Here is a 23,879-nt window from a genome sequence, read left to right as displayed (position 1 = left end):
CTTTAATTAGCGCTTAAGGAAGCTATTCACCGAGCTTAACTCACGGTTTTTCAGTGCAATACAATCATTAATGCTTTCTTCAAGCTTACTAAGAGAACGTGCATAACCTGGTACTTCAGTGATTTTATCGTTGAAGAAGGTTTTGGTTTTCTCTAGGCTTTTCGCATCACAGCTTGCTGTCGTGAAGAACGGTAAGTTTGGTACAAAGAACGGCGGTAAGTTCTTAGTGATGGCATCGTAATTGTTGTAAATCCACTCAATAAACAGTGCTTCACGTTCTTTACCATAGCCTAAACCACCTAATAACGTACGCATATCAGAGGCTGTTACGTTATCTGTTAAGCTGTACTCTAGAACCGCTTTTTGTAACTCAGGTTTACCAAAGTAACCCATCGCTGCCAGCATCTTAGTACGCACTTGTGGATCTTTGGTGGTTTTAAAAGTTTGCTTGTACTTTTCAAGTAACTTTGCATCGCCATGGTAAGCCGCAAGGTTTAAGTAAGTTGAAGCTAAATATGGGTCAACATTTTCAGGGTTGTTTAAGTACAGTGCCGCTTGTGCTTTTGCAGTATCAATGACTTTTTGGTCTTGACCATCAAAACCTAAACGGGCAATAACTTGCGCACGCAATTGCGATACCGCTGCATCTTCACCTGCTTTTGCTGTTAAACCATATTGTTTAGCAGCAGGTGCAATGCTGTTACGGATAAACTTAGGCCATAAGTCACGGTTGCTGTCGTCTTCGAATACACGTTTTTGAGAAGCTAGGTAACCTAATGCTGTGTTTGCTACTAATGGGTGAGCATCACTCACAAAGGCTTCTAAAGTTTGCATTAAGTGAGCCGCAGAGATAACACCCGCGTCAAGTAATGAATCAACCGCAGAAAGTAGCGCTAAGCGCTCACGCACCGTTAGCTTATCTGCTGCATTCTCTAATAGAGCATTGAACTGTGCATCATTTAATACCCAGCGGTAATAACCCATGGCACCTTGATCTGGGTAGATCCACTCAGGTTCAAAGTCGAGAGTCAGTTGCTGTGTTTCTTTATTCAGCAGCACACTTGCGGTTTTAACTTTGTCGCCTGCACCATACTTAATTGCAACCGGAACATTCCAAAGTTGTGCTGGTGCATCAACGCCAGCATTTACAAAGCGGCTTTGGCTGATATTAATTTTCTTACCATCTTGCGTTACTTTAATAAGTGGGAAAGATGACTGTTCGATAAACGATTTAAGAACACTTGCCACATCTTTATTAGACGCTTCGCCTAGTGCTTGCCATAGATCAGCAGCTTCTGCATTTTTATACGAGAATTTCTTCAAGTAAGCACGAATACCTTGCTGGAATGCCTCTTCGCCAATCCAGTTTTCAACCATAGATAAAACCGCACTCCCTTTACTGTAGGCAAGGCCAAGGCCATCCATGATATCAGCTTCAGTTTTGATTGGCTTACGAATAGGTTTAGTACTTAGACGCGCATCTAGTGCCATCACATGGTTTTGTGGTAAGTCTAAGTGCGACTCAAATTCTGGGTTGATTTGTGCAGTGATTTTCGCTGCCATCCAGCTTGCGAATGCTTCGTTTAACCATAAATCATTCCACCACTTCATAGTCACTAGGTTACCGTACCACTGGTGCGCTAACTCATGGGCAATGATTGATACATTACGCTCTTTTTTGCTACGCGTTGCTGTAGCAAGGTCTACTAGTAAAATGTCTTCACGATAAGTCACTAGGCCTGCGTTTTCCATTGCGCCAAATGGAAACTCTGGCACTGCCACTGAGTCTAGCTTTTTGTATACGTAAGGAATGCCAAAATAATCTTCTAGGGCTTTTAACACACGCGGCATATTTTCTTTTGCGTAATCAGCAAGGTGAATTTTACCTTGCGGAGTCAGTACACGGCCAGGGATTGGCATGCCTTTAATTTCAAGCTCTTCAAACGGGCCCACAGCCATAGCGACTAAGTACGAAGGAATAGGTGGCGTTTTGTCGAAAAAGTGCGTTGTCATATCGCCATCAACTTTGGTTTTTAAAACCGGTGTATTGGCATACACTTTTTGTGATGTTGGCGCTGTGATAGTTAGCTGAAATGGAATTTTATAACTTGGCTCGTCAAAAACCGGGAATGCACGACGCGCATCGCTCATTTCAAATTGCGTGAAAAGATAAGGTGTGCCTTGATCTAAAGTTTTATATAAACCAACACTTTGGCGGTTATAAGGTGCGGTAAAATCAACTTTTAAAGTGTATTTACCTGGCTGAATTTTTTCTTCACAAGCGAATTTAACTTTGCCTGTTTTTAGCATTTCAGCACTTAGGTCACAGTTTTCTGCACCTAAAATTTTCGCCATGCTAACTGCATAATCAATACCGTTTAATTCGATATAATTCGTTGCTTTTAGAACCTCTAAAGCAATTTCGGTATGACCAGAAAAATTGTCTTTGGCAGGATCAAGCGTAAGTTCTACTTGTTGTGAGCTAGGCTTGGCAAGCTTTTCGATAACATATTCATTGGCATGGGCTGAGCTAACAGCAAGTGCAACACTCACCGTTAATAGGCTTTTTAAGAACATAAGTATCCCTGATTTTTTGTTGTTAGAAAGGCACCTGCTATGAGGGGCGAATCACCATGCTATCAGGTTTTAATTTGAACAGTAATAAATAGTTAGTAACAAAGTTTGTCAGTTAATTATGGCGGTCAATGAAACGCTGCCAATGCAGTTGCGGGTTTATTTGTCGTATGTTTTGCAGCACGGTATTTAATAACTGCATATCAGCAAAGCGTTGCTCGTTGAAATCTTTAAAACCAAGCAAGTAGTTAAAGGCGTCTTTGCAGTTGGCTTGCAGTGCATGAATTCGCACTTGTTGTTCAAAGTTGAGCCGTAAGCTGCTTATCGCGGTTTTCATACCTTGCTGATCAACAGTAGGAATAGCGCACTTTTGTAAATAACCAGCACGTTCACCTTCACCCGAAAACCAAATACGTACTTTTTCGCTGTAGCGACCAGATTTAGCGGGTAAATCAAACATCAGTCGTTGCTGATTTTGCTCATTTAAATAGCCTAAGTATTGGTCAAGTCCTGCATCGAGTAATGCATTGTGGATAGGCACATAGCGGGGTTTTATCTTGCCATGTGTATGAAAATCAAAGCAGCGAATTCCATCAAGGGTGACAATATTATCAAGGGTTAAATGGCCAATTTCATCGCTGTAGGCACCGGTGTAATAGGCAAATAAAGGCAGCCAAAAGTGCCAATGCTTAGCTTGTTCACGTGCTAAACGCTGATCACCATAAATGTAACCATTATACAGGGTATGTAATTCCATGGCCGAAAAGGGCCTACGACCAAGATGGGACTTCAACCTAATACCTTGATAATAAAGATGTGTCGAAGAGTATAACTGATATACCCAAACCACCTCAAGATGCGAGCTTCAGTTGGAATTAAAAGCGATTTAGGCAAGGCATTGATTGCAAGTAATAGTGGTTCTATTGTTAAAATCAATATAAGTATCAAGTTTCCAGCTTAACGACACTGCCATAAATACGGCCGTGTCGTTATAAGCTTAAGGATTGCGATTAATCGCAAAGAGCTTTAGCTAAACCAACCGGTTCGATTTCAACGCATACTTGATCATCGTTCCAGTTTAAACCAACAAGCGCATCATCTTCGTTAAGGTCTTCAACCCACTCATCAAGAAATTCGTCTAGGCCAATTTCAACAGGGGTATAGTCTTGCCACTCATCTTTACATTGTGCTTTTGCAGCGTCTTCAGTACCCCAAAGTAATAGCACATCTGTGTCGCTAAATTGGTTTGATTCACAGACAACAAAACCACCATCTTCGGCACCCAGTGCCCACATAGATTCGTTCAAACGAACTTTTTCTACAAAGCTAACTAATTCTGATTCAATTTCGATATCGCTCATTTGCGTAACCCTTATCTTTATATTCGTGGATCTGTTTGTTGTACCGCCGCTTTATCGGCGAATTTATGATAAAAACCAACTAAGTTTTCTAGTTGGCTAAAATCAGTTAATTCGCGGAAGCGGATCCAATCTAACAAGCAGTATAAACTGATGTTGAGGTATTCACAGCTTTTAAATACTGGCTCCGATAAATGAGTATTTAAATAGGCTAATGTTTCAACAATTCGTTCATTCTGTAAATTAAAAAATAGTTTGTCGCTGTTGGTATCAAACCCTGAACGCTGACAAAGTAAAATTTCTACCAGTGAATCATTGCAGGCATTGATAATGGTTAAGTAGTTCTCTTGCTGCCAGCTAAGTAACGGCTGATCAGCTTTCTCTAGTAGATAGCGAATAATTGAGTTGGAATCACATAAGGTAAAATCATGGTCGATTAATACAGGAATTTTTCTGGCAGGGTTATGAGCTATCATGGTTTGTCTGTCTTGCTCAGAGAAAATATCCAAATTAACAAAATCAATAGGTAGGTTATTAAGTGTCGCCCAAATCCGAATACGGCGCACAAAAGGTGAGGTAGTAGAGCCTAGTAATTGCATGATGGTATCCTTTGCAAAAAAAAGCCGCTGTGAAGCGGCTTTTTGAAATCAATTTGTTAATTAGTCAGTACGGCTTGTTACTTCTAGAAGATGATAACCAAACTGAGTTTGTACCGGGCCTTGTACTTGGTTAATTGGTGCAGAGAATACGACTTTGTCGAACTCTGGAACCATCATGCCAGGGCCAAACTCACCTAATGCACCACCATCTTGGCCAGATGGGCAATTAGAATGAGCACGAGCAAGCTCTGCAAAGTCAGCTCCTTGCTCAATTTGCTGTTTTAAATCTAAACAGTGAGCTTCACTGTCTACGAGAATGTGTCTTGCACTGGCTACTGCCATAACATCTCCTAATGTGTGTTTTAGTATTAAATTACTAGTTTAGTTCAATATTTACCGAACGAAAAATTAAATTTATTTTGCAGTTAGCTCAGCTTCAATTGCATCGCGTAAAGTTTGCGATTGTGGCTTAGTTTTACTATTAAAGCGCTGCACTGTCTTACGGTCAGCAGACACTAAATATTTGTAAAAGTTCCAGTTAGGTGAGCTAGTTGCTTCGTTTAGGTGTTTGAATATCGGGTTTGCATCGCTACCGCGAACGGCACTGGTAGCCAGCATATTAAAGGTTACGCCATAATTGATGAAACATACTTTTGCAGTGTCTTTTTCATCGTCTTCTTCTTGGAAAAAGTCATCTGATGGAAACCCTAGTACCACTAAGCCTTGGTCTTTATATTCTTTATGAATGGCTTCTAAGCCTTCAAACTGGCCGGTAAAACCACAATTGCTAGCGGTATTTACAATGAGCAGTGGTTTGTCTTTGAATTCGCAGAAGTTAATTGACTCTTTTGAGCGTAACTTTCTCATTGTAACATTGGTAAAGTCATCACATTGGCTGCTTGCTTTAGCAGTTGGCGTAGCCTCAGTAGTTTGTGCTGCAAGGTTGGTTGTTATTAGACCTGCTGCAAGTAACAAAGCATATTTATACATAGTTATTTCCCGCTAGTTATTTGTGATGAATATACGCTAATATGCAGCAAAGTGATCATTTAATTTCAGCTATTTATGACGATTCGCAAAGCAATACAAAACGATTTAACTGACATAGTCGCTATTTATAACGAAACCATCCCCGGGCGTATGGTAACCGCAGATACTGAAGAGGTGTCGGTTGCAGACAAACAAGCTTGGTTTGATAGTCATACAGAGAAAAGACCTATCTTTGTTTTTGAGCAACAAGGTAAAGTGCTTGCTTGGCTGAGTTATAAGTCGTTTTATGGCCGACCTGCCTATGATGGTACCGTTGAAATTAGCATTTACATCACCCAGCAAGCTCAAGGGAAGGGGCTAGGTAAACAATTGCTTACATTTTCAGAACAGCATGCAAAAACACTTAATATCAAGGTGTTATTAGCTTTTATCTTTAGTCATAACCTACCAAGTATAAAACTGTTTAATCGCTTTGATTACAAGGTCTGGGGAGAGCTTCCTGAGATTGCGATCATGGATGATAAAGCCTATAGCCTTACCATTTTAGGAAAGCGTTTAGACAGTTAATTAGCTAAAAAGCTAATAAAAAAATGCGGTACAAATTGTGACCCATTGCGATTTTAGACTACGCTAAAATAAGTATTTATTATTAAGCGAGTCTAGTCTACTGTGCGAAGAATATTGATTGTTGATAGCAATAGTGTTTTAGCAATGCGGGTCAAGGTGCTACTAGAGCTGATTGGCTGTCGAGTTGAGCTATTACATTTTGCAATGGTTGATGATGCTGTTTTAGAGCAAGACTTTGATCTTGTTGCAGCTTCTCATGGTGTACCAACCACTGTTATTAAAACGCTAATGGGAGTGTTCGCACAAGAGCACTTCTTGCTGCTAGCGCCTAAAGCGCAGCGTAGTGATTTACTAGAGCATTTTAGTGAAGTAAATCGCCTATTACCTAATGCTGTGGTGATTTACCCCTTCTTTGCTAATAAAGAAATTAGCTCTTTATTAGAAGGGGTACTTGAGCTCGACAGCGATAATATTCTTCAACTTCCTACCGTGTTACTCGTTGATCACTGCGCAGAACGTTTGGCGCAAATAGCCCTAAACCTAAAAGGGGCACATATTAAAACCTTCACAGCTGATAATACTGCATCTGCTATGGATGTTATTAAAGAGCAGAACATTGATTTACTCATAAGTGATTTTACTTTTACTGATGGCACAGGGCTTGAGCTCTTTAATAAGCTCAAAACATGTCAGCCTAATAGTCGTTGTTTACTTTATACCTCTAAGCCTGATCAAGTCTCGATGGTAGCAGCTATTCGTCAAGGGGTAGAAGATGTGCTCATCAAGCCGGTTGATGATAATAGCCTGCTGCAATCAGTACATAAACTTTGGCAAACAGAACTATTAAGGCGACACAACACTGAGTTAGTAGAGCGTTTGCAAAATACAGTTGATGCACTCATCGAAAAAGACAGTTTACTTCGAGTTATTTTTAAACACACACCCGATGCCATCATTCTATTTGAACGTGGTGGTAAGGTTATAGAAACTAACGACGCCTGCGAGCAGCTTTTCGAAAAACCGCTGAAAGAGTTTGAGAATTGCTCTGTTTTTGAATTTTTTGATGTTGCTTCAACTGAGCGCATCAAAGATAAGATTGCGACTTTAAGTAAAAACCGACAATTTAGTTGTGACTTACGACTACTCAAGAAAAATGGCAGTGAGGTGCCTTTAGTTGGCTCGTTTAACGAAATCGACCACCACGGCGAAATTGCGCTAGCGGTGATCTTTAAAAATGTTACACATCTTAAAGAGAAAGAGGATTTACTCGTTGAAGCTAAAGATTTGCTTGAAGAAGAGGTCAAAGCCCGTACTGCTCAGTTAGAGCATGCTAAAAATGTGGCAGAAGCGGCAAATCATAGTAAATCTGAGTTTTTAGCGAACATGTCTCATGAACTTAGAACACCTATGCATTCTATTTTAAGCTTTGCTCGCTTTGGGCTTGATAAGGTTGCTAATGACGATTTAAGTACAGACAAGTTAAACAAGTATCTATCTAGAATTGAGCAAAGTGGTGAGCGATTATTATCGCTGCTAAATAACTTACTCGATCTATCAAAACTCGATGTCGGGAAATTCCCGTTCAATCCGCAAAAGCATAACTTAAGCAATATTATAAAAACCAGCATTGATGATGTGTCGGGCACAGCCCTTGAAAAAAGTATTGCTATTCGGCCTATAGGTTTTGAACAAGGCATTGTGCTTGAATGCGACGAAGAACAAATTAATCAAATTATGCGTAACTTGATCGGTAATGCATTGAAGTTTAGTGAGCCGAATAGCGAAATTGATATTAGTTTAGCGGTGAATGAGCAGATGGCCGAAATCGCTGTTATTGACCGCGGAATAGGGATCCCTGAACAAGAGCTTGAAAAGATTTTTGCTAAGTTTGAGCAAAGCAGTAAAACCAACAGTGGTGCGGGAGGCACTGGGCTTGGATTAGCTATTTGTCGGGAATTTGTAGCCTTACATCAAGGCACTATTTCGGCAAGTAACAATGAGTACGGGGGCGCCACTATTTTGGTACGGCTGCCCTTAGAAATAGACTTGCCGCAACACTTGGCAAATGAACAACAGTCTATATCGATGAATTAATAAAACGGAAGAGATAATCATGGCCTTGAAACGTATTTTAGCGGTTGATGATGAACCATTTAATTTAGAAATTATTGAAGAGATCCTTGAGGATCTCGATTTTGAGCTGAAAATGGTTAATAGCGGCCCAGAATGCTTAGAAGTCGTTGAAGAGTTCGACCCTCAAGTGATTTTACTCGATGTGAGCATGCCACAAATGAGTGGTTACGATGTCTGTCGTAAACTCAAAGAAAATCCCAATACGCAAAAAATTATTGTGATGTTTGTCTCAGCCAGAGGCACCGTTGAGGAGCGCATGGAAGGTTATTCTGTTGGTGCAGAAGACTACATTGTTAAACCATTTAGCCATAATGAGCTTAAGCTTAAGCTACAACATTTAAATCAAGTGCTAATCGAAAAAGAGTCGCTAGAGCAGCAAGTGGAAGATGCTACGTCAACGGCATTTAATGCCATGGCAAACAGCAGTGAAATGGGACAAATTGTTAATTATATTGAGCATATAGGTTCAATAGATAACGAACATGAACTCGGCAAAGCCTTTTTAAACTGTTTAGGTGCGTTTGATTTACAAAGTAATGTGGAGTTTAGATTAGATAACGAAGTATTACATTTCTCTGTGTCGGGTGTGTGCTCGCCGATTGTGATCGAGCTGTTTGAAATGCTGAAAAGCAAAGGTCGATTGCACGAGTTCTCAAATCGGATTTTAGTAAACTATGAAATGATTAGTTTGCTTATCTTAAATATGCCTGGGCAAGACCCCGATAAGCATGGTCGAATTCGAGACCATATCTGTTTTTTAGTCAGTGTTACAGAGCAACAGCTAAAAGCGATTCTCACGAAGAAAGAGCTTCTTCAGCAACAGCAACAGTTAAATGATGCTGTAGGTAAGGTGCACAGCAAATTTACAGGTTTGATTGAGCTTTTAAATGAAAACCGTATCAATAACGAAGCTGTATTTAAGCGGCTTCAAGAAGACTTAGAAAGTCGCATACCGACCATGGGCTTAGATGAAGACCAAGAGGTGTTTATCTATCAAAAGGTCGACGAAACCATTCAGAACTCAGTGGCTCGAGAGGAGTCTGTAAAAGGGGTTAAAGCGGCCTTTAAAGAAATTGAGAATGACTTATCGCTATTATTAACGCGATAGGGCAAAGCTTGAACTAGTCATCAAGCATCTCTGGGTAGGCCTTTTTCAACAATGCGAATTAAGCGCGCCGTTTTACGAAGCTTTAACTGGCGCTTATTTTTTTGCTGATCAAGTGCCCACTCGATATGCTCAGCGACCAAAGCTGTAGCTGTTGTTAACCTTTGCTCTAAAGCCTCGATTATTTGATCGTTGTAATCAGCATTACCTAAGCCGACAGCAAGATTTCTTAACCAACGTTCGTGACCAATGCGGCGTATAGGGCTGCCTTCGGTATTTTTAAGAAAGGTAGTTTCATCCCATGCAAATAAAGTCAGTAAGTCTTGGTCTTTAAGCTGTGTTCTTGGGTGAAAGTCAGCTTCATCGGTGATCTGACCATAGCGATTCCATGGACACACTAACTGGCAATCATCACAGCCATAAACACGATTGCCTAGCAGCGGACGATATTCTTCTGGGATCGCGCCTTGTAATTCAATCGTTAGGTAAGAAATACACTTACGGGCATCAACGACATAAGGCTCGACAATTGCACCGGTTGGGCACAACGTCATACAGGCAACGCATTTACCACAGCCTTCAAAACTATTTTCTTCATCAATAGGCAGCGGTATATCAACAAATAACTCACCTAAGAAAAACCAAGAGCCCGCTTCTTTATTGATTAATAAACTATGTTTTCCACGCCAACCTAAGCCTGCCTTTTCGGCTAGTTGTCTTTCAAGTACAGGGGCTGAGTCAACAAAGGGGCGAAAACCGAGTTGGCCGATATGCTGTTCTATTTGTTGGCCTAATTTTTTCAAACGGTTGCGAATTAACTTGTGATAATCACGACCTAGTGCATAGCGACTGATGTACGCTTTGTCGGTTTGTTTAAGGTTTTTAGCAAAACTTGCATCAGGCGGCAGGTAGTTCATTTTTACTGAGATGACTCGCTGCGTGCCAGGTACCAGCTCTGCTGGGCGCGCTCGCTTCATACCATGAGCTGCCATGTATTCCATCTCACCGTGATAGCCTAAATCTAACCATCGTTGTAGCTGGGCTTCATGCTTCGTTAGGTCAATATCAGTGATCCCGACTTCTGCAAAGCCAAGGTCTTTTCCCCATTGCTTTATTTGCAGTGCGAGTTGTTCATAATCAATAGCGGGTGTTGTCACGGTCAATAAAAAAGTAGCCAAGAAGCGGCTACTTTAACATAGTTTGACTCAGAGCAGCAGTTAAAAGCCGATCACACAAAGCGTTTTAACTGCTCTTGGGTTTGTTGGCTCAGTTTATGGGACTGTTGGCAATCAGCGAGTGATTCATCAATTTGCTGCTTAGCTTGCTCACCCAAAGCCACAATTTGCTCAACCGTTTGATGGGTCTGGATTTGGGTTTGCTCTAGTAAATGCACCGCGCTGACAATCTGTTGTAGTTGTTGTTGGTTTTGCTCAAATTCGCCAAGCATATTGCTAAAGCCTGTTGAGGTGTTGCTAATCGCTGTTTCAGCTTCACTCGAGTGGCTAATTAACTGCTCAGACTCTTTATTGGTTTCGCTAACGAGGGTGTTCATCTGATTAATAAAATCGCTGATCTGGCGAGTTGCATCGTTTACTTTAACTGAGAGCGATCTGACTTCATCGGCAACCACAGCAAAACCTCGGCCAGCTTCACCGGCACGTGCCGCCTCAATTGCAGCATTGAGGGCAAGTAAATTGGTTTGATCCGAAAATTCTTCGACCATTTTCAAAATGGCGCGAATGTTCTCGCTGTTTTCTTTCAGACCAGACACTGTTGCTGAGAAGTTACCCAAAATTTGGCTTATCATCGCGACCTTTTTAACCAGTGCCGATAACTCAGTAGCTGAGTGCTGCACAAAGCTCAAGTGTTCATTATTTACTTGATGTACGCTGTCCGTATTCGCCGAGATATTCTCAAGGCTTGAAGTAATTTGGTTACTTGAATCAGTAATGGTTTGACTGAATTTTATTTGCTGATGGCTCATTTCTGCGGTTTGCTGCATTGAATGAGTCATCTTTGAACTGCTATCAGCACTGGCTTGTGCACTTTGATAAGTAGTTGCTAATAGGTTTGCTAAATGAACTGTAAAGGTATTGTACTGCTCACTTAAATCACGAAATTCATCGTAGGTAAAATGTGGTAACTTGGCAGATAAATCGGCATCATGGCGGTTGATTTGCTCAAGTGTATCGCGCATTGCTTGCACTGGGCGCACAATTAAAAAGCGCATATAGAAAATAGTAAAAATAAAGCTCGCGATGATAACAAAGGTCATTAACCAAAATAGTCCCATGCCAGCTTGCTGTTCTGACAGGCTGCTATAAAGCCAAATCAAAGTAATGGCTTGAAACGCAAACACAAAACCTAAATTACCGACAATCTTACGTGTGAGGGTGTAAAAGAAAGTTTGTTCGATAAAATTGTAAATGCGCATATAGCTACTCATTAAGGTGTTGTGTTGATTCATTTTGGCGTAATTTTTTATTGTTCAATGTCACATAATTCAACAGTATAGCTTAGTTTTGTTGAGTTACAGTGACTGCAGTGTCATTTGTGTATGACACGGAAAATTAGTAAAAATACCATCTACGCCATACTCTAGCATTAATTCGATATCTTCCACTTTATCGACCGTGTAAGCATAAACTTGAAGGCCGCGTTGTTTTGCGTCAGCAACAAACTCATGGTTTATAAAGTTTTTATCTACATGAATGCTGTAGGCATGGAGTTTTTGTGCAAACTCACTGTAATTAATTGGTATAGAAGCGGTGAGTGCACCTATCTTTACCCACGGCAATTTTTGCTTTAGCCACATCAGTTGGTGGTGATCAAATGAAGAGACTAACAGGTTATCACGAGATATCTTTCCTGCACTGACATTTGATTCTATAAGCTCAACAAATTTATCTAGCGAAAAAGTATGTTTAAGTTCTAAATTGAGCAGTGTTTTATCATCAACCCAATCGATTGCCTGCTGTAAAGTCGGTACAACTTCGCCATTGCCTGCATCGTATTGTTGAATTTGCTCTTTTGAGCAGGCATTTACCTTACCGCGACCTGAGGTTGTACGATCAAGCCAAGTGTCGTGAATAATCATGTAATCATCAAGGCAGCTTTGCACATCAATTTCGATGCCATCTACTGCTAAATCAACAGCTGCGATAATGGCGCTTTGAGTATTTTCTGGGTAGGTACCACTGGCACCTCTGTGAGCGAATACTTTCATCATTGCTTATACCTACGAGTCACTGACCATGTTTCATAAAAAGCGGCACTAATCACCAGTGCGCCACCAATAAGAGTGCTAATTGAAGGTTGCTCATGCAAAATTAAAAAAGCGAAAAACGTACCGTATAAAGGCTGCAAACACGATATCAAACCAGCGGTTGAAGCTGATAAGTTTTTTAGGCTTGCTGCAAACAGTGAATGCGGTGCTGCTGTAAAAATAACCCCTACGGTAATTAATAGCAGCCAATTTATTGTATCAACTTGTAATGGCGGTACTTCGACAAAGACGCACAGCATAATGCAGGCGATCCAGGTTTGATAAAGCATGGTTTGTGGGCCGCCATACTGGCTAAAGTAACGCTTGTGAACGATATTTCGAAACGCAAAAAAGAACGCTGACAAAATACCAATAGCAATACCGAGTGTGACATCATTGCCTAAGCTGGCATCAGGAATAAGTAAATAAATACCAAGCATTACCACCAAGGCGCTAAAAATATCTTTGAGCTGAGGTTTACTGCCATGAAATAAAGGCTCTAAAAATACCGTGATAACAGGGTAAGTAAAAAAGGCAATCATACCGACTGCAATACCTGCTAGTTGCATACCTGCGAAGTAGGTGAGCCAATGTATTCCAACAGTGATACCAAGTAACAAGGCTATAAGGTAGTCGCGACGCGAGTGAAGCTTAATCGCTTTGTGTTGAATTGTAAGTAAGATCAGTAAGGCACAGCCTGCAATTGCTGTTCGGTAAACGGTAATATCTAATGCACTTAAGCTGACTAGCTTTGCGAATAATGCAGTACCACCAAATAGGAGTACTGCAATATGTAAGTATATAAGGCTCTGTTTGTGCGCCTGCATTACAAACCTTGTTATTGTTGTTATTAACTCTCTTTGTAACGGTAATCCTTTACTTTGTAAACTCCCCAAATGGGCTAATCCATTCGTTTAGTTCCAATATTTCCACCCTTGCAAGTAATAGTGCAGCACATTGGGCTCATCAAGGGTCGATACTTTTTCATTGTTAGCGCTAATATCCGGCGTGAAAATAAACAATTGTGCGTCATTTTCTGGGCGGTAAAAGCGGGTTTTAACTGGCAATACTTGTTGGTTACTGCACATCAAGTTGCAAGCCATAACAAAGCCCCATTCGCCAAAAGAGGGTACATTCAAATGATAAGGTAAGGTGTGCGCAAAGCCTGCTGCACTGAGTGTGTTATTGATAGACCAAAATGCTTGCTTTGCAAAAAATGGGCTGGTGGCCTGGGTCACTACAATACCGTTATTTGGTAGTCGTGTTTTTACTAGTTGATAAAACTGCTGACTGTAAAGCCGTGCTAAATTGATTGCTTTTGGATCAGGTAAATCAATAAAAATAATATCGAACAGCTGTTCGTTTTGCTCAATAAACACATAAGCATCTTGATGAATAACCGTCACTTTAGGGTCACTGAGTGAGTGCTTGTTAAGTGTTGTCAGGTTGTGATTAGTTTGCGCAAGCTTAGCTACTGCTGGGTCTAAATCGACTAGGGTAATAGATTCTATTTGCGGGTATTTCAAAAGCTCTCTAGCTGCTAAGCCATCGCCACCGCCTAAAATTAGAATACGTTTGGCATTACCATGGCGCACCATAGCGGGGTGAATAAGCGCTTCGTGATAGCGATACTCATCAATCGATGAAAACTGTAAGCCACCGTTTAAATAAAGCCGAATATCATCTTTATGACGAGTCAGTACGATTTGCTGATAGGGCGTTTGTTCTGAGTGCACAACACGGTCATCGTAGATTTGGCTTTGCCAAAGATGGGTAAGCTGTTTGCTAGCAAATAAGCAAAGCACTAATACTGAGCAGACTAAAACTAATGTGAGTCTAAGCACTTTTCGACGATTTGGGCTGATATGGTCGATAAAGTACCACAGCAATAACAGCGCAATACTGAGATTCATTAAGCCAAAGCTTAAGGCTGTTTTAAAAACCCCAAGCCAAGGTAAAAATAGAAAAGGAAACAGTAAAGTCGCAAGCAGGGCGCCAAAGTAGTCAATAGATAACACATTAGCGAGGTTTGCTTTTAGCGCATAATGTTTTTCCATTAGGCGACTTAATAGCGGAATTTCTAAACCAATCAAAATCCCTATTAGCGTGGTGAGTAAAATACTAATTGCTTGCAGCGGTAAACCAAACGCATAACAGAAATACAGCAATGGCACACTCAAACCACCAAGTAGCGCAAGTGCTAACTCAAAGCCAATAAAATACACCAGCAATGGCTTATCAGGCACAAAACGCGAAAAATAAGAGCCAACTCCCATTGCCGCCATATAGACGCCAATTGTCAGAGAAAATTGGGTGATGCTATCACCCAAAAAGTAGGCACCAGTGGTTGCGATCAGTAGCTCATAGATAATTGAGCAAAGGCCAGCAACAAAAATACTAAACAGTAAAATGTGGCTTTCGCGAATTGATTTATTTACCACCTGGGCCGCCTCGTGAACGGAAACCTGCACTGCCAATACTTTGTTCACGCAATTGTTTATCAACGCTTATCGTGAGGTGGTGATAGGAGTAAACTTGCCAATCTTGCTCTTTGTCACCTTTGCTATATGCCAAGAAGGAAAAGAAGAGCACGGGTGCTAAAAACAGTAACACAATAGGCCAAACAGAGATGCGCGATTCCATTGCTTTTATAGCTTCAGGGTTTAACTTATTGATTGGTTTATAAGTAATATCGGAGTCTTCACGCTCAGCTTCTAAACGATGCAGTATTACAAATAGCGCTACACCGCCGATGAAGCCAGAAATCCATAACAGCGGTAGCATGAAATTACTGTTACCTTTGATTGGGATAATACGAAACGTATAACTAAAATGTTCGGCACGCTTATTTGGGCCAAACGTACTACTGACGTAGGCGCTATATTGCCCCTTCTTAGGGAAGTGGACATCGTGATGAGTATAATCACGGTACTCAGTCCATTTACCATCTGAATCGTGTCCGGTTTCGGCCCAAAGTTCATCAGAGTAACTAAATAAGTAGTTACCATCAGGGTCAAAAATTTCGATATCAATGGCTTTCCAAGAGTTTAAAGGCAGTCTGCCTTTAATTTCTAAGCGCATCATTTGGCCATCTTCTGGGACTGTAAATAGGTAAGGTTTGTCTTGTCCGTCGTAGTCTTTAAAGTTGCCATATTGGCCACTAATAAGTGGCGCTTGTAGATCTGCACGTATCACTAAGCAAACAACAAATGTGATAGCGGCAATAATAAAAAGCTTATAGATGTTCATCCATTACTCCATAAATAAGCTTAAATAGCGATAGTGATGATAACAGCAACACAGATTGCAATGCTGCTTTCAATAACCGCAACGGCGGTGTTTTTGTCGTGCATTGCTTGGTCGAGTGAAATTTTGCTAAAGATAATTTTATCAACGAGGTAACGCACAATTGGTAAAATTAAAAAGCCAAATAATGCGTCAATAAAGAATAAGCTTAAGCTTTGTTGCCAAGTATGAAAGCCACCAATGAGCGCATGACACAAGATAATAGCTAACGCCAACATAGTGCCTGAAAAGCTAAGTGCAACGGCTTTGTTACCTTTTTCGAGCTGTTCATGAAGATTAAAAGCAGTGAGGTGATCATAGCCTTTGGCAAAAATGATCAGCATTAGTTGCCCTAAAAAATAAAACACTATGGCTGATAACCAGCTGCCTTCACCGGTTAATGCGCCACCAATGATCAGTGCTGCGGCCATATAGTTTGCTGCTTGTACTAAGCCAACAGCCTCATTTTGTTGGTTAATTAATTGCTCTTGGTTACAGAACAAACGTAGCAGTAATTTGTCATTTAAAATACGTGAGCAGGTTAGCAGCACCATACCTAATACACTGTACAGTGATACATTCATCAAATCGCTTAGCAAACCTTGGCTAGGCCCAGCTAAAACAAAGCCATAAATAATGGTAATTGCCCCTAAGTAGCCGCCAATAGATAAACCCAAGGCACTGTTGGCATTATCTGTTAATTGGCTGGTGGTGTTATAAGGGGTTGCTAAGTTATACGACAGTTTTGCAACGGCTATGATCGCAATGAACAGACCAATATAGGCGCTGTTGTAGGCCATCGTTGCAAGGTAGTGGGTTAAGTTAATATCCATATAATTATGTTAGCTTGTTGTTATTTTCCGAAAATATTAACACAGAGTGTTTGTTGCAAAGAATATCAAAGCTTCATTTTTGGCAGAATTAATCAATTTCTTAAAAGTTTCATAGCTTTTGCCTGTCTCATTGTTAGGTTATGGGTTAAAATAACAACATAACCAACTAACAAGATAGTGAATGTCAAAACAGGATCCAAATCTCAGTCGAGAACAAGAAAAGTACGAAAACCCCGTCCCTAGCCGTGAGTTTATACTTACTCACTTAGAATCTCGCGCCAAACCAGCAAACTTCACACAACTTTGTGACGAATTACATGTGAATGATACAGAGCGTCAAATTGCGTTCAAACGTCGTTTACGTGCTATGGAACGCGATGGTCAACTGTATTTCAATAAGTTTAAATGCTACGCATTGATTGATGAATCAGGCCTGGTTAAAGGCAAGGTCATTGGTCATCGTGACGGATTCGGCTTTTTAGAAGTTGAAGGTGAGAGTAAAGATTGGTTTATCGCAAAGCACCAAATGAATATGGTGTTGCACGGTGACATTGTGCTTGCTAAAGGCAACCGCAAAGGCTCAAGTGGCAAATGCGATGCACGCATCATCAAGGTTCTGACCAATGAGCGAGCCCCGATTGTTGGCCGCTATTTTGTTGAGCATGGTATTGCAGTTGTTGTGGCTGAAGACCCACGCATAACGCAAGATATTATGATACTACCGGGTAGTGAAAATGGCGCGCGCCACAACCAAATGGTGCAGGTGCAAATTACCCAAAACCCAAGCCGACATATGAATGCGGTAGGTAAAGTCACTGAGGTACTGGGTGAGCATTTAGCACCGGGTATGGAAATTGAAGTTGCACTACGCAATCACGATATTCCCCACGTTTGGCCAGAAGCGGTTGAAAAGCAAGTCGCTCATTTAGGTGAGTTTGTTGATGAACAAGCAAAGCAAGGTCGCGTTGATTTACGTGACTTACCGCTAGTTACAATCGACGGTGAAGATGCCCGTGACTTTGACGATGCCGTTTACTGTGAGCGCAAACCATCAGGTGGTTGGCGTTTATGGGTGGCCATTGCCGATGTGTCGCACTACGTAGGAATGAACACGCCTCTGAATAAAGAAGCGATTGAACGTGGTAACTCAGTATACTTCCCTGAGCAAGTTATTCCGATGCTGCCAAAAGTGCTATCGAATGGCTTGTGCTCATTGAACCCAGAAGTTGACCGTTTATGTATGGTTGCTGAGATGACGGTGTCAGAAGCGGGTAAGTTGTCTGGGTATAAATTTTACGAAGCGGTGATGAATTCACACGCTCGTTTTACCTACACGAAAGTGAATGCGATTTTACAAGGCGATGAAAAGCTGCGTGAAGAGTACGCCAAGATGGTGCCACATTTAACTGACTTACAGCAAATGTACATGGCACTTAAAGCTGCTCGCCAAGAGCGTGGTGCGATTGAGTTTGAAACTTTAGAAACGCGCTTTGTGTTTAATGCACATCGTAAGATCGAATCAATCGTGCCAGTGGTTCGCAATGATGCACACAAACTTATCGAAGAGTGCATGATTTTAGCGAACGTATCGGCAGCCCGATTATTAGAAAAGCACGAGGCGAGTGCGCTTTATCGTGTGCATGATGAGCCTGATGCTGAAAAGCTTGGTTTCTTCAGAAACTTTTTATCAGAGCTTGGTATCGAAACCGCCATTTCTGATGAGCCAACACCAAAAGAAATAACCCAAGTGTTAGCTAAATTAGGCGACCGCCCAGAAGCTGAGCTTATTCAAACCATGTTGCTCCGTTCAATGAAGCAAGCGGTTTATCAGCCAGATAACATTGGCCACTTTGGTTTAGCTTTACCAGCCTATGCCCACTTTACATCGCCAATTCGTCGTTACCCTGATTTAGTGGTGCACCGTGCAATTAAAGCGGTACTTAAAGCGCAAGGTCAGCAAACATCGGGTGAGTATGCCTACACTGATGACGAAGTTGATATTTTAGGTGAGCAGTGTTCAACCACTGAACGCCGTGCTGATGATGCGACTCGCGAAGTGGCAGATTGGCTTAAATGTGAATTTATGCAAGACCATGTTGGTGACGAATTTGGTGGGGTGATCTCATCGGTAACTAACTTTGGTTTATTTGTACGCTTAGATGATTTACAAATCGATGGCATGATCCATGTAACTAACCTGGGCAATGAGTATTTCCATTATGATGGTGCTAAGCATTGCTTGATTGGTGAACAAACTCACTCCGTTTATCGTTTAGGCGATAAACTAACGGTTCAGGTGTCATCTGTCAGTCTTGATGAGCGACGCATAAACTTAGTGTTAGCAGGTGAAGCGCAACAAGACCGTTATGCGCGTCGTCGTGGCCGTAGTGCCCCTGCAAAACCAAGTGTTCGTGCCCAGCTCAAAGCAGGTAAAATTCCTGGTAAAAAAGCGCAGTCAGGCAGCTTTGAGGCAAAATCAGGCGACAAAGAGAATGAAAAACGTGGCAAGTCTTCACCTTCAAAAGGGCGTAAAAAGCCTAATAGTAAACAAGCTGATGCTGTAAAAGCCGGTAAAAAGAAGAGTAAGAAAAAAGCCACCAAAAAGGCAAAAAGACCGGGTAAGAATGCCCGTAAACGTAATGGCCGAGGAGCAAATAATACGTGAGTAATGAATTAATTTTTGGTTTTCACTCAGTTGAAGCAATATTAGCAAAAGAGCCTGAGCGCTTTTTAGAAATATACGCTTTAAAAGGGCGTGAAGATAAACGTTTAAACCCGGTTATTGACCAAGCACGTAAATTCGGTATTTCTGTACAATTTATGCAGCGTAAAGCGCTTGATAATAAAGCAAATGGTGAGCAGCACCAAGGCATTATCGCTAATGTAAAAGCGGCGCGCATGTACAACGAAAAAGATCTAGATGAGATCATAGCCCGTGAAGAAACGCCTTTCTTATTGGTGCTTGATGGCATTACAGATCCGCATAACTTAGGTGCCTGTTTACGTAGTGCAGATGCTGCGGGCGTACACGCGATTATCGTTCCTAAAGATAAATCTGCAAAACTAAACGGCACAGCGCGCAAGGTAGCGTGTGGTGCAGCAGAAACAGTGCCATTGGTACAAGTAACCAATCTTGCGCGTACGCTACGTGAAATTAAAGATGCAGGCGTTTGGGTTGTTGGTACTGCCGGTGAAACAGATACTGAGTTATTTGATGCAAACCTAACAGGGCCAATGGCTGTTGTTATGGGTGCAGAAGGGGATGGTATGCGCCGTCTTACACGTGAGCATTGTGATTTATTAGTTAAAATCCCAATGGCTGGTTCGGTATCTAGTTTAAATGTGTCAGTTGCGACCGGTATTTGTTTATTTGAGGTGTTACGCCAGCGTAATGCAACGCAAATCTAACTACCGCGAAAATTTTAGACACAAAAAAAGCCGATGTAACATCGGCTTTTTTGTATCTAACAGTTCTGATTAGATCTTTGCGAAAGCGTCTTGTAGTGGTGGTACTACTTGCTTCTTACGGCTTAATACGCCATCTAACCAAACGCGACCGTCTTCTGATTTAACATCATAGGCAGCTTCGATTACTGATACGTCATCAGACGCAATTAGCATTTCAGAGCCTTCTTTCATGATATCAGTTAACAGGAGTAATACTGAGTGGCGACCGCCTTCTTCTTTAAGCTTTGCGATGTCAGCTTCAAGGTCTGCTTTGATCTCATCAAATACAGCAAGGTCGATAACTTCTAGCTGGCCAATACCTACTAGCTTACCGTTCATGTTGAAGTCTTTGAAATCACGCATTACTAAATCACGTGCAGGCGTGCCTTCAACTGCTGATTTAACCTTGAACATTTCCATGCCAAGTTCTTTGAAATCTTCGATGCCAGCGATTTCAGCAAGTGCTTCAACACATTTGATATCAGCTGTTGTGCAAGTTGGTGATTTAAAGATTACAGTGTCGCTTAAGATAGCGCATAACATTATGCCTGCGATATCTTTTGGAATCTCTACGTTGTAGAAGTCATACATCATTTTGATGATAGTGTTTGAACAACCCACTGGGCGGATCCAACACTCAAGTGGTGTTGATGATGTTAAGTCGCCTAGTTTGTGGTGATCAACAACACCCACAACACGTGCTTCATCGATGTCATCAGGTGCTTGTGTTTTTTCTGTGTGGTCAACGATATAAACGTCTTCACCTGCGTAGCTAAGTTTTAGCTCAGGTGCTTCGAAACCGAATTTATCTAGGATAAATTGTGTTTCAGGTGATACTTCACCTAAACGCGTCGGGATCGCAGGTTCATTGATCTGGTTTTTTAAGTAAGCAAGCGCAATTGCACCGCAAATTGAATCTGAATCAGGGATCTTATGACCCACTACATACATTGACATTGACGGAACTCCTTTAAATTTGGCGGATATTTTAGCAAAGTATCGACAGATTGATACATAACAGACATGAAATTTTGTTGATCAATTACAACTGCCAATTAATGTCCTTTTTGGTTACACTTTAAGATATTGAAAACTGAGGAAGATACTGATGCGCTTGAGCCGAAAAGCATGGAATAATGTGGTGATTATTTCGATGCTATTGATGATTTTTTTCTTCAATGGCCTACATAAAAAGCTCAATACACAGCCCGTTGAAGAAGGGGTACAAGCATTACTCCCAGAGCAAAGCTTCATTTTAGCAATGGCATTTCCAGAATTAAAAATCGAGCGTATCGGCACCTCTTGGCGTAGCCAATCACTGCAAGAAAGCACATGGCAAGGCGATGAGCAGCAGCTCGAACAACTCGTTGAACTTTGGCAACATCAAAAACTGACTATTGCCAGTCTCCCTGTGAGTAAAATTTCACAGACATCGGCTGATTATGTTGCCTCCGTGTGGCTAGCCGGTGAGCAGTTGCCAGCGGTGTATCAGTTGTACAACATAGATCAGCAATACTATTTATTAGATAAGCGGTTACAACGAGTATTTGAGCTTGAACAAGCTGATGCTGCTAAGTTATTTCCGTTATATCCGTTTTAAGAGAGTCACAGATGCCTGAATTACCAGAAGTTGAAGTTAGCCGTTTGGGAATAACACCGCATGTGCTTAACCAAACAGTGACCAAAGTAAATATTCATAACCCCAGTATGCGTTGGCCTGTGCCTGATGATGTATATCAATTACAAGGACTTAAAGTTACTTCAGTGGAGCGTAGAGCAAAATATTTATTACTCGGTTGTGAGCTGGGTAGCGTTATTTTGCACTTAGGAATGTCGGGCAACTTACGAGTTGTGAGCGCAGATGAGCCATTAAAAAAGCACGACCATATCGAATTTATTTTAGCCTCAGGTAAAGCGCTAAGACTCAACGACGCGCGTCGCTTTGGTGCCTGCTTATGGCAAGCACCAGGCGAATGTCATACCTTGCTAACCAAGCTTGGGCCGGAGCCACTTACCGATGAGTTTGCTGCAAAGCGTGTTTACGAACAGTCTAGAAATAAAAAAGTACCAATTAAACAGTTTATTATGGATAACGCTGTGGTCGTTGGTGTAGGTAATATCTATGCCAATGAGTCGTTATTTAAGGCCGGAATTCACCCGAAACGAGAAGCCGGCAAGGTGTCTTTAAAGCGTTATCAGCAATTAGTGCCTATTATTAAAGAAACACTTGCTGCGGCTATCACGCAAGGCGGCACAACATTAAAAGATTTTGCTCAAAGTGATGGTAAGCCCGGTTATTTTGCCCAGCAATTACTAGTTTATGGTCGCAAAGGTGAGCCATGTGTAACGTGTAAAGAGCCATTAAAAGAAATTAGATTAGGGCAAAGAAGCACTGTGTACTGCTCTAATTGTCAAAAATAACAAAGAATCCCTCATCTATGTAGTATTGCAACAGATAGCAAGATAGAGACAGGCTTAAGGAATGAGAAGGTTGTATGCTATTAAACAAATACGTCATAGGGTGCGTGTGCTTAGCGGCACTGGTGGGTTGTTCTAAAGAGCAACCTCAAGTTATCGTTGAAGAAGTGGTTACCGCTGAGGTTAAGCAGTTTGATGTGCCGCTGTATGGGAATTACGTGGCGCGTACAGACGCATCACTTGATGTTGAAGTACGCGCACGGATCACCGGCTTTGTACAAAGTGTTGAATTTGTTGAAGGTAGTTGGGTAAACGAAGGTGATTTACTCTACACCATTGATGATAGACCCTACCGAGCTAAGCTTAATCGCGTTAAAGCCGCACTACAAAAAGACCAAGCGGCGCTGGCAAAAGCAAAGCGCGACGTTACTCGTTTAAAACCCCTCTATGAGCAAGACGCAGCAAGTCAGCTCGACTACGACAATGCAATTTCTATTCAAGAGCAAGCTCAAGCGTCATTATCAGCAACCCAAGCAGAACTTGAAGAAACCAAGCTTGATTTAGAATATACCCGTATTACGGCGCCAATTAGCGGCATGGTTGGTAGCTCTGAAGCCGATCTCGGTGCTTTGGTCGGCAGTAACGGTATTTCACTCCTTACTACCATTCAGCAAATAGACCCTATTTTCGTTAATTTTAATATGTCGGCTCTTGATTATTTGAATGCCAAGCGGCGTATGACCAGCATGATGGAGCAGTTACAAGCCGAACAACAAGGCAAGGCACTTGAGGGCTTTGTACGTATTTCTTTGCCTGATGGCAGCGAGTATCGATATTGGGGCGATGTGAGTTTTACCGACCCTAAAATTAGCCCGAAAACGGGCACCTTTAAAGTAAGAGCAAAACTGCCTAACCCTAATAGTGAGCTATTACCTGGGCAATATACAAAAGCACGGATTAAATTATCTGAGTTGAAAGATGCCATAGTTGTCCCCGAAGAAGCTACACAAGTGGAGCAGGGCGGTATTTATGTGATGGTGGTACTTGACTCAGGTGAGATAGAGCGGCGCTTTATTGTTGTTGAGCATTACGGTGAACAAGGGATTGTTGCCAGCGCTGGCTTGAGTGCCGGTGAGCAAGTGGTGGTGAAAGGTTTGCACCGCATTCGTCATGGTCAGCAAGTAAAAGCGATTTCGTTAGCCGAGTTTGAAAAACGCCAATTAACGCCAAACACGGGCACCATTCCACTGGCGCCAGATAAACCAAGCAAACAAGATGATGAAAAAAATCAGCAGGGAGCTTAAC

The 23,879-nt window shown here is 41.6% G+C and carries 22 protein-coding genes; 8 read left to right on the top strand and 14 right to left on the bottom strand.

Translation table 11 applies throughout. The features are described from left to right. Nucleotides 1–6: 6 nt before the first annotated feature. From NFU46_RS08390 to NFU46_RS08365, 6 genes are all read right to left on the bottom strand, one after another. A complete protein-coding gene (locus NFU46_RS08390; protein ID WP_251601131.1) occupies nucleotides 7–2,577 on the bottom strand; it encodes a M1 family metallopeptidase in 2,571 nt (856 codons plus the stop codon). A 112-nt stretch (nucleotides 2,578–2,689) separates the two neighbouring features. Further along, nucleotides 2,690–3,367, bottom strand: a complete 678-nt coding sequence (locus tag NFU46_RS08385) for a hypothetical protein (RefSeq protein ID WP_062566485.1) — start codon at nucleotides 3,365–3,367, stop codon at nucleotides 2,690–2,692. A gap of 217 nt (nucleotides 3,368–3,584) precedes the next feature. Then, nucleotides 3,585–3,935, bottom strand: a complete 351-nt coding sequence (locus tag NFU46_RS08380) for a DUF2750 domain-containing protein (protein WP_054552718.1) — start codon at nucleotides 3,933–3,935, stop codon at nucleotides 3,585–3,587. Nucleotides 3,936–3,952: 17 nt separating this feature from the next. Next, nucleotides 3,953–4,531, bottom strand: a complete 579-nt coding sequence (locus NFU46_RS08375; RefSeq protein WP_138598850.1) for a glutathione S-transferase family protein — start codon at nucleotides 4,529–4,531, stop codon at nucleotides 3,953–3,955. 60 nt (nucleotides 4,532–4,591) lie between these two features. Further along, nucleotides 4,592–4,873 carry a peptidylprolyl isomerase gene (locus NFU46_RS08370; protein WP_054552716.1) on the bottom strand — a complete coding sequence of 94 codons (282 nt, stop codon included), beginning with the start codon at nucleotides 4,871–4,873 and terminating at the stop codon, nucleotides 4,592–4,594. 72 nt (nucleotides 4,874–4,945) lie between these two features. After that, nucleotides 4,946–5,521, bottom strand: coding sequence for a glutathione peroxidase (locus NFU46_RS08365; protein WP_054561036.1), 576 nt, complete (start codon nucleotides 5,519–5,521; stop codon nucleotides 4,946–4,948). 75 nt (nucleotides 5,522–5,596) lie between these two features. Here NFU46_RS08365 and NFU46_RS08360 point away from each other — a divergent pair, with 75 nt between their 5' ends. The 3 genes from NFU46_RS08360 (at nucleotide 5,597) to NFU46_RS08350 (ending at nucleotide 9,329) form a co-directional block, all read left to right on the top strand. Beyond that, entirely contained in the window at nucleotides 5,597–6,088 is a 492-nt protein-coding gene (locus NFU46_RS08360) for a GNAT family N-acetyltransferase (RefSeq protein ID WP_251601129.1), read from the top strand. Nucleotides 6,089–6,232: 144 nt separating this feature from the next. After that, nucleotides 6,233–8,182 (top strand): ATP-binding protein, encoded by a 1,950-nt coding sequence (locus NFU46_RS08355; protein ID WP_251601305.1) that lies wholly within the window; start codon nucleotides 6,233–6,235, stop codon nucleotides 8,180–8,182. A 19-nt stretch (nucleotides 8,183–8,201) separates the two neighbouring features. Then, nucleotides 8,202–9,329, top strand: a complete 1,128-nt coding sequence (locus tag NFU46_RS08350; protein WP_058585888.1) for a PleD family two-component system response regulator — start codon at nucleotides 8,202–8,204, stop codon at nucleotides 9,327–9,329. Nucleotides 9,330–9,349: 20 nt separating this feature from the next. On the opposite strand, the gene queG is transcribed toward NFU46_RS08350, so the two are convergent. The 7 genes from queG to NFU46_RS08315 form a co-directional block, all read right to left on the bottom strand. After that, complete coding sequence (queG, locus tag NFU46_RS08345) at nucleotides 9,350–10,483, bottom strand: tRNA epoxyqueuosine(34) reductase QueG (protein ID WP_251601303.1); 1,134 nt, start codon at nucleotides 10,481–10,483, stop codon at nucleotides 9,350–9,352. 71 nt (nucleotides 10,484–10,554) lie between these two features. Beyond that, nucleotides 10,555–11,772 carry a methyl-accepting chemotaxis protein gene (locus NFU46_RS08340; RefSeq protein ID WP_251601301.1) on the bottom strand — a complete coding sequence of 406 codons (1,218 nt, stop codon included), beginning with the start codon at nucleotides 11,770–11,772 and terminating at the stop codon, nucleotides 10,555–10,557. 84 nt (nucleotides 11,773–11,856) lie between these two features. Next, entirely contained in the window at nucleotides 11,857–12,555 is a 699-nt protein-coding gene (locus NFU46_RS08335; RefSeq protein WP_251601127.1) for a glycerophosphodiester phosphodiesterase family protein, read from the bottom strand. Then, nucleotides 12,552–13,418, bottom strand: coding sequence for a DMT family transporter (locus NFU46_RS08330; RefSeq protein ID WP_251601125.1), 867 nt, complete (start codon nucleotides 13,416–13,418; stop codon nucleotides 12,552–12,554). Before NFU46_RS08330 ends, NFU46_RS08335 begins: the two co-directional genes overlap by 4 nt. An 87-nt stretch (nucleotides 13,419–13,505) precedes the next feature. Beyond that, entirely contained in the window at nucleotides 13,506–15,032 is a 1,527-nt protein-coding gene (locus tag NFU46_RS08325) for a polyamine aminopropyltransferase (RefSeq protein ID WP_251601123.1), read from the bottom strand. Beyond that, nucleotides 15,022–15,840 carry a hypothetical protein gene (locus tag NFU46_RS08320; protein WP_251601121.1) on the bottom strand — a complete coding sequence of 273 codons (819 nt, stop codon included), beginning with the start codon at nucleotides 15,838–15,840 and terminating at the stop codon, nucleotides 15,022–15,024. The genes NFU46_RS08325 and NFU46_RS08320 overlap by 11 nt, the downstream gene beginning before the upstream one ends. Before the next feature lie 20 nt (nucleotides 15,841–15,860). Next, complete coding sequence (locus tag NFU46_RS08315; RefSeq protein ID WP_058585883.1) at nucleotides 15,861–16,709, bottom strand: DUF350 domain-containing protein; 849 nt, start codon at nucleotides 16,707–16,709, stop codon at nucleotides 15,861–15,863. A 181-nt stretch (nucleotides 16,710–16,890) separates the two neighbouring features. On the opposite strand from NFU46_RS08315, the gene rnr reads away from it, so the two are divergent. Together rnr and rlmB are read left to right on the top strand one after the other, a co-directional pair. Beyond that, on the top strand, nucleotides 16,891–19,374 hold the full coding sequence (rnr, locus tag NFU46_RS08310; protein WP_251601119.1) for a ribonuclease R: 2,484 nt from the start codon (nucleotides 16,891–16,893) through the stop codon (nucleotides 19,372–19,374). After that, nucleotides 19,371–20,117, top strand: a complete 747-nt coding sequence (gene rlmB / locus NFU46_RS08305) for a 23S rRNA (guanosine(2251)-2'-O)-methyltransferase RlmB (RefSeq protein ID WP_054561023.1) — start codon at nucleotides 19,371–19,373, stop codon at nucleotides 20,115–20,117. Before rnr ends, rlmB begins: the two co-directional genes overlap by 4 nt. A gap of 69 nt (nucleotides 20,118–20,186) precedes the next feature. Here the strand turns inward: rlmB and NFU46_RS08300 are convergent, their stop codons facing one another. Continuing rightward, entirely contained in the window at nucleotides 20,187–21,113 is a 927-nt protein-coding gene (locus NFU46_RS08300; protein ID WP_054552703.1) for a manganese-dependent inorganic pyrophosphatase, read from the bottom strand. A 151-nt stretch (nucleotides 21,114–21,264) separates the two neighbouring features. Between NFU46_RS08300 and NFU46_RS08295 the strand changes: the two genes are divergently transcribed. From NFU46_RS08295 to NFU46_RS08285, 3 genes are all read left to right on the top strand, one after another. Further along, entirely contained in the window at nucleotides 21,265–21,756 is a 492-nt protein-coding gene (locus NFU46_RS08295; RefSeq protein ID WP_251601117.1) for a hypothetical protein, read from the top strand. A gap of 11 nt (nucleotides 21,757–21,767) precedes the next feature. Continuing rightward, nucleotides 21,768–22,577: a bifunctional DNA-formamidopyrimidine glycosylase/DNA-(apurinic or apyrimidinic site) lyase gene (gene mutM / locus NFU46_RS08290; protein ID WP_251601115.1), complete on the top strand. Its 810-nt coding sequence runs from the start codon at nucleotides 21,768–21,770 to the stop codon at nucleotides 22,575–22,577. A 74-nt stretch (nucleotides 22,578–22,651) separates the two neighbouring features. Next, nucleotides 22,652–23,878 (top strand): efflux RND transporter periplasmic adaptor subunit, encoded by a 1,227-nt coding sequence (locus NFU46_RS08285; RefSeq protein ID WP_251601113.1) that lies wholly within the window; start codon nucleotides 22,652–22,654, stop codon nucleotides 23,876–23,878. Nucleotide 23,879 lies beyond the last annotated feature (1 nt).

Source organism: Pseudoalteromonas sp. NCCP-2140 (genome assembly GCF_023708065.1).
GTDB lineage: Bacteria > Pseudomonadota > Gammaproteobacteria > Enterobacterales > Alteromonadaceae > Pseudoalteromonas.
This window is presented reverse-complemented; position numbering and strand designations above follow the sequence as displayed.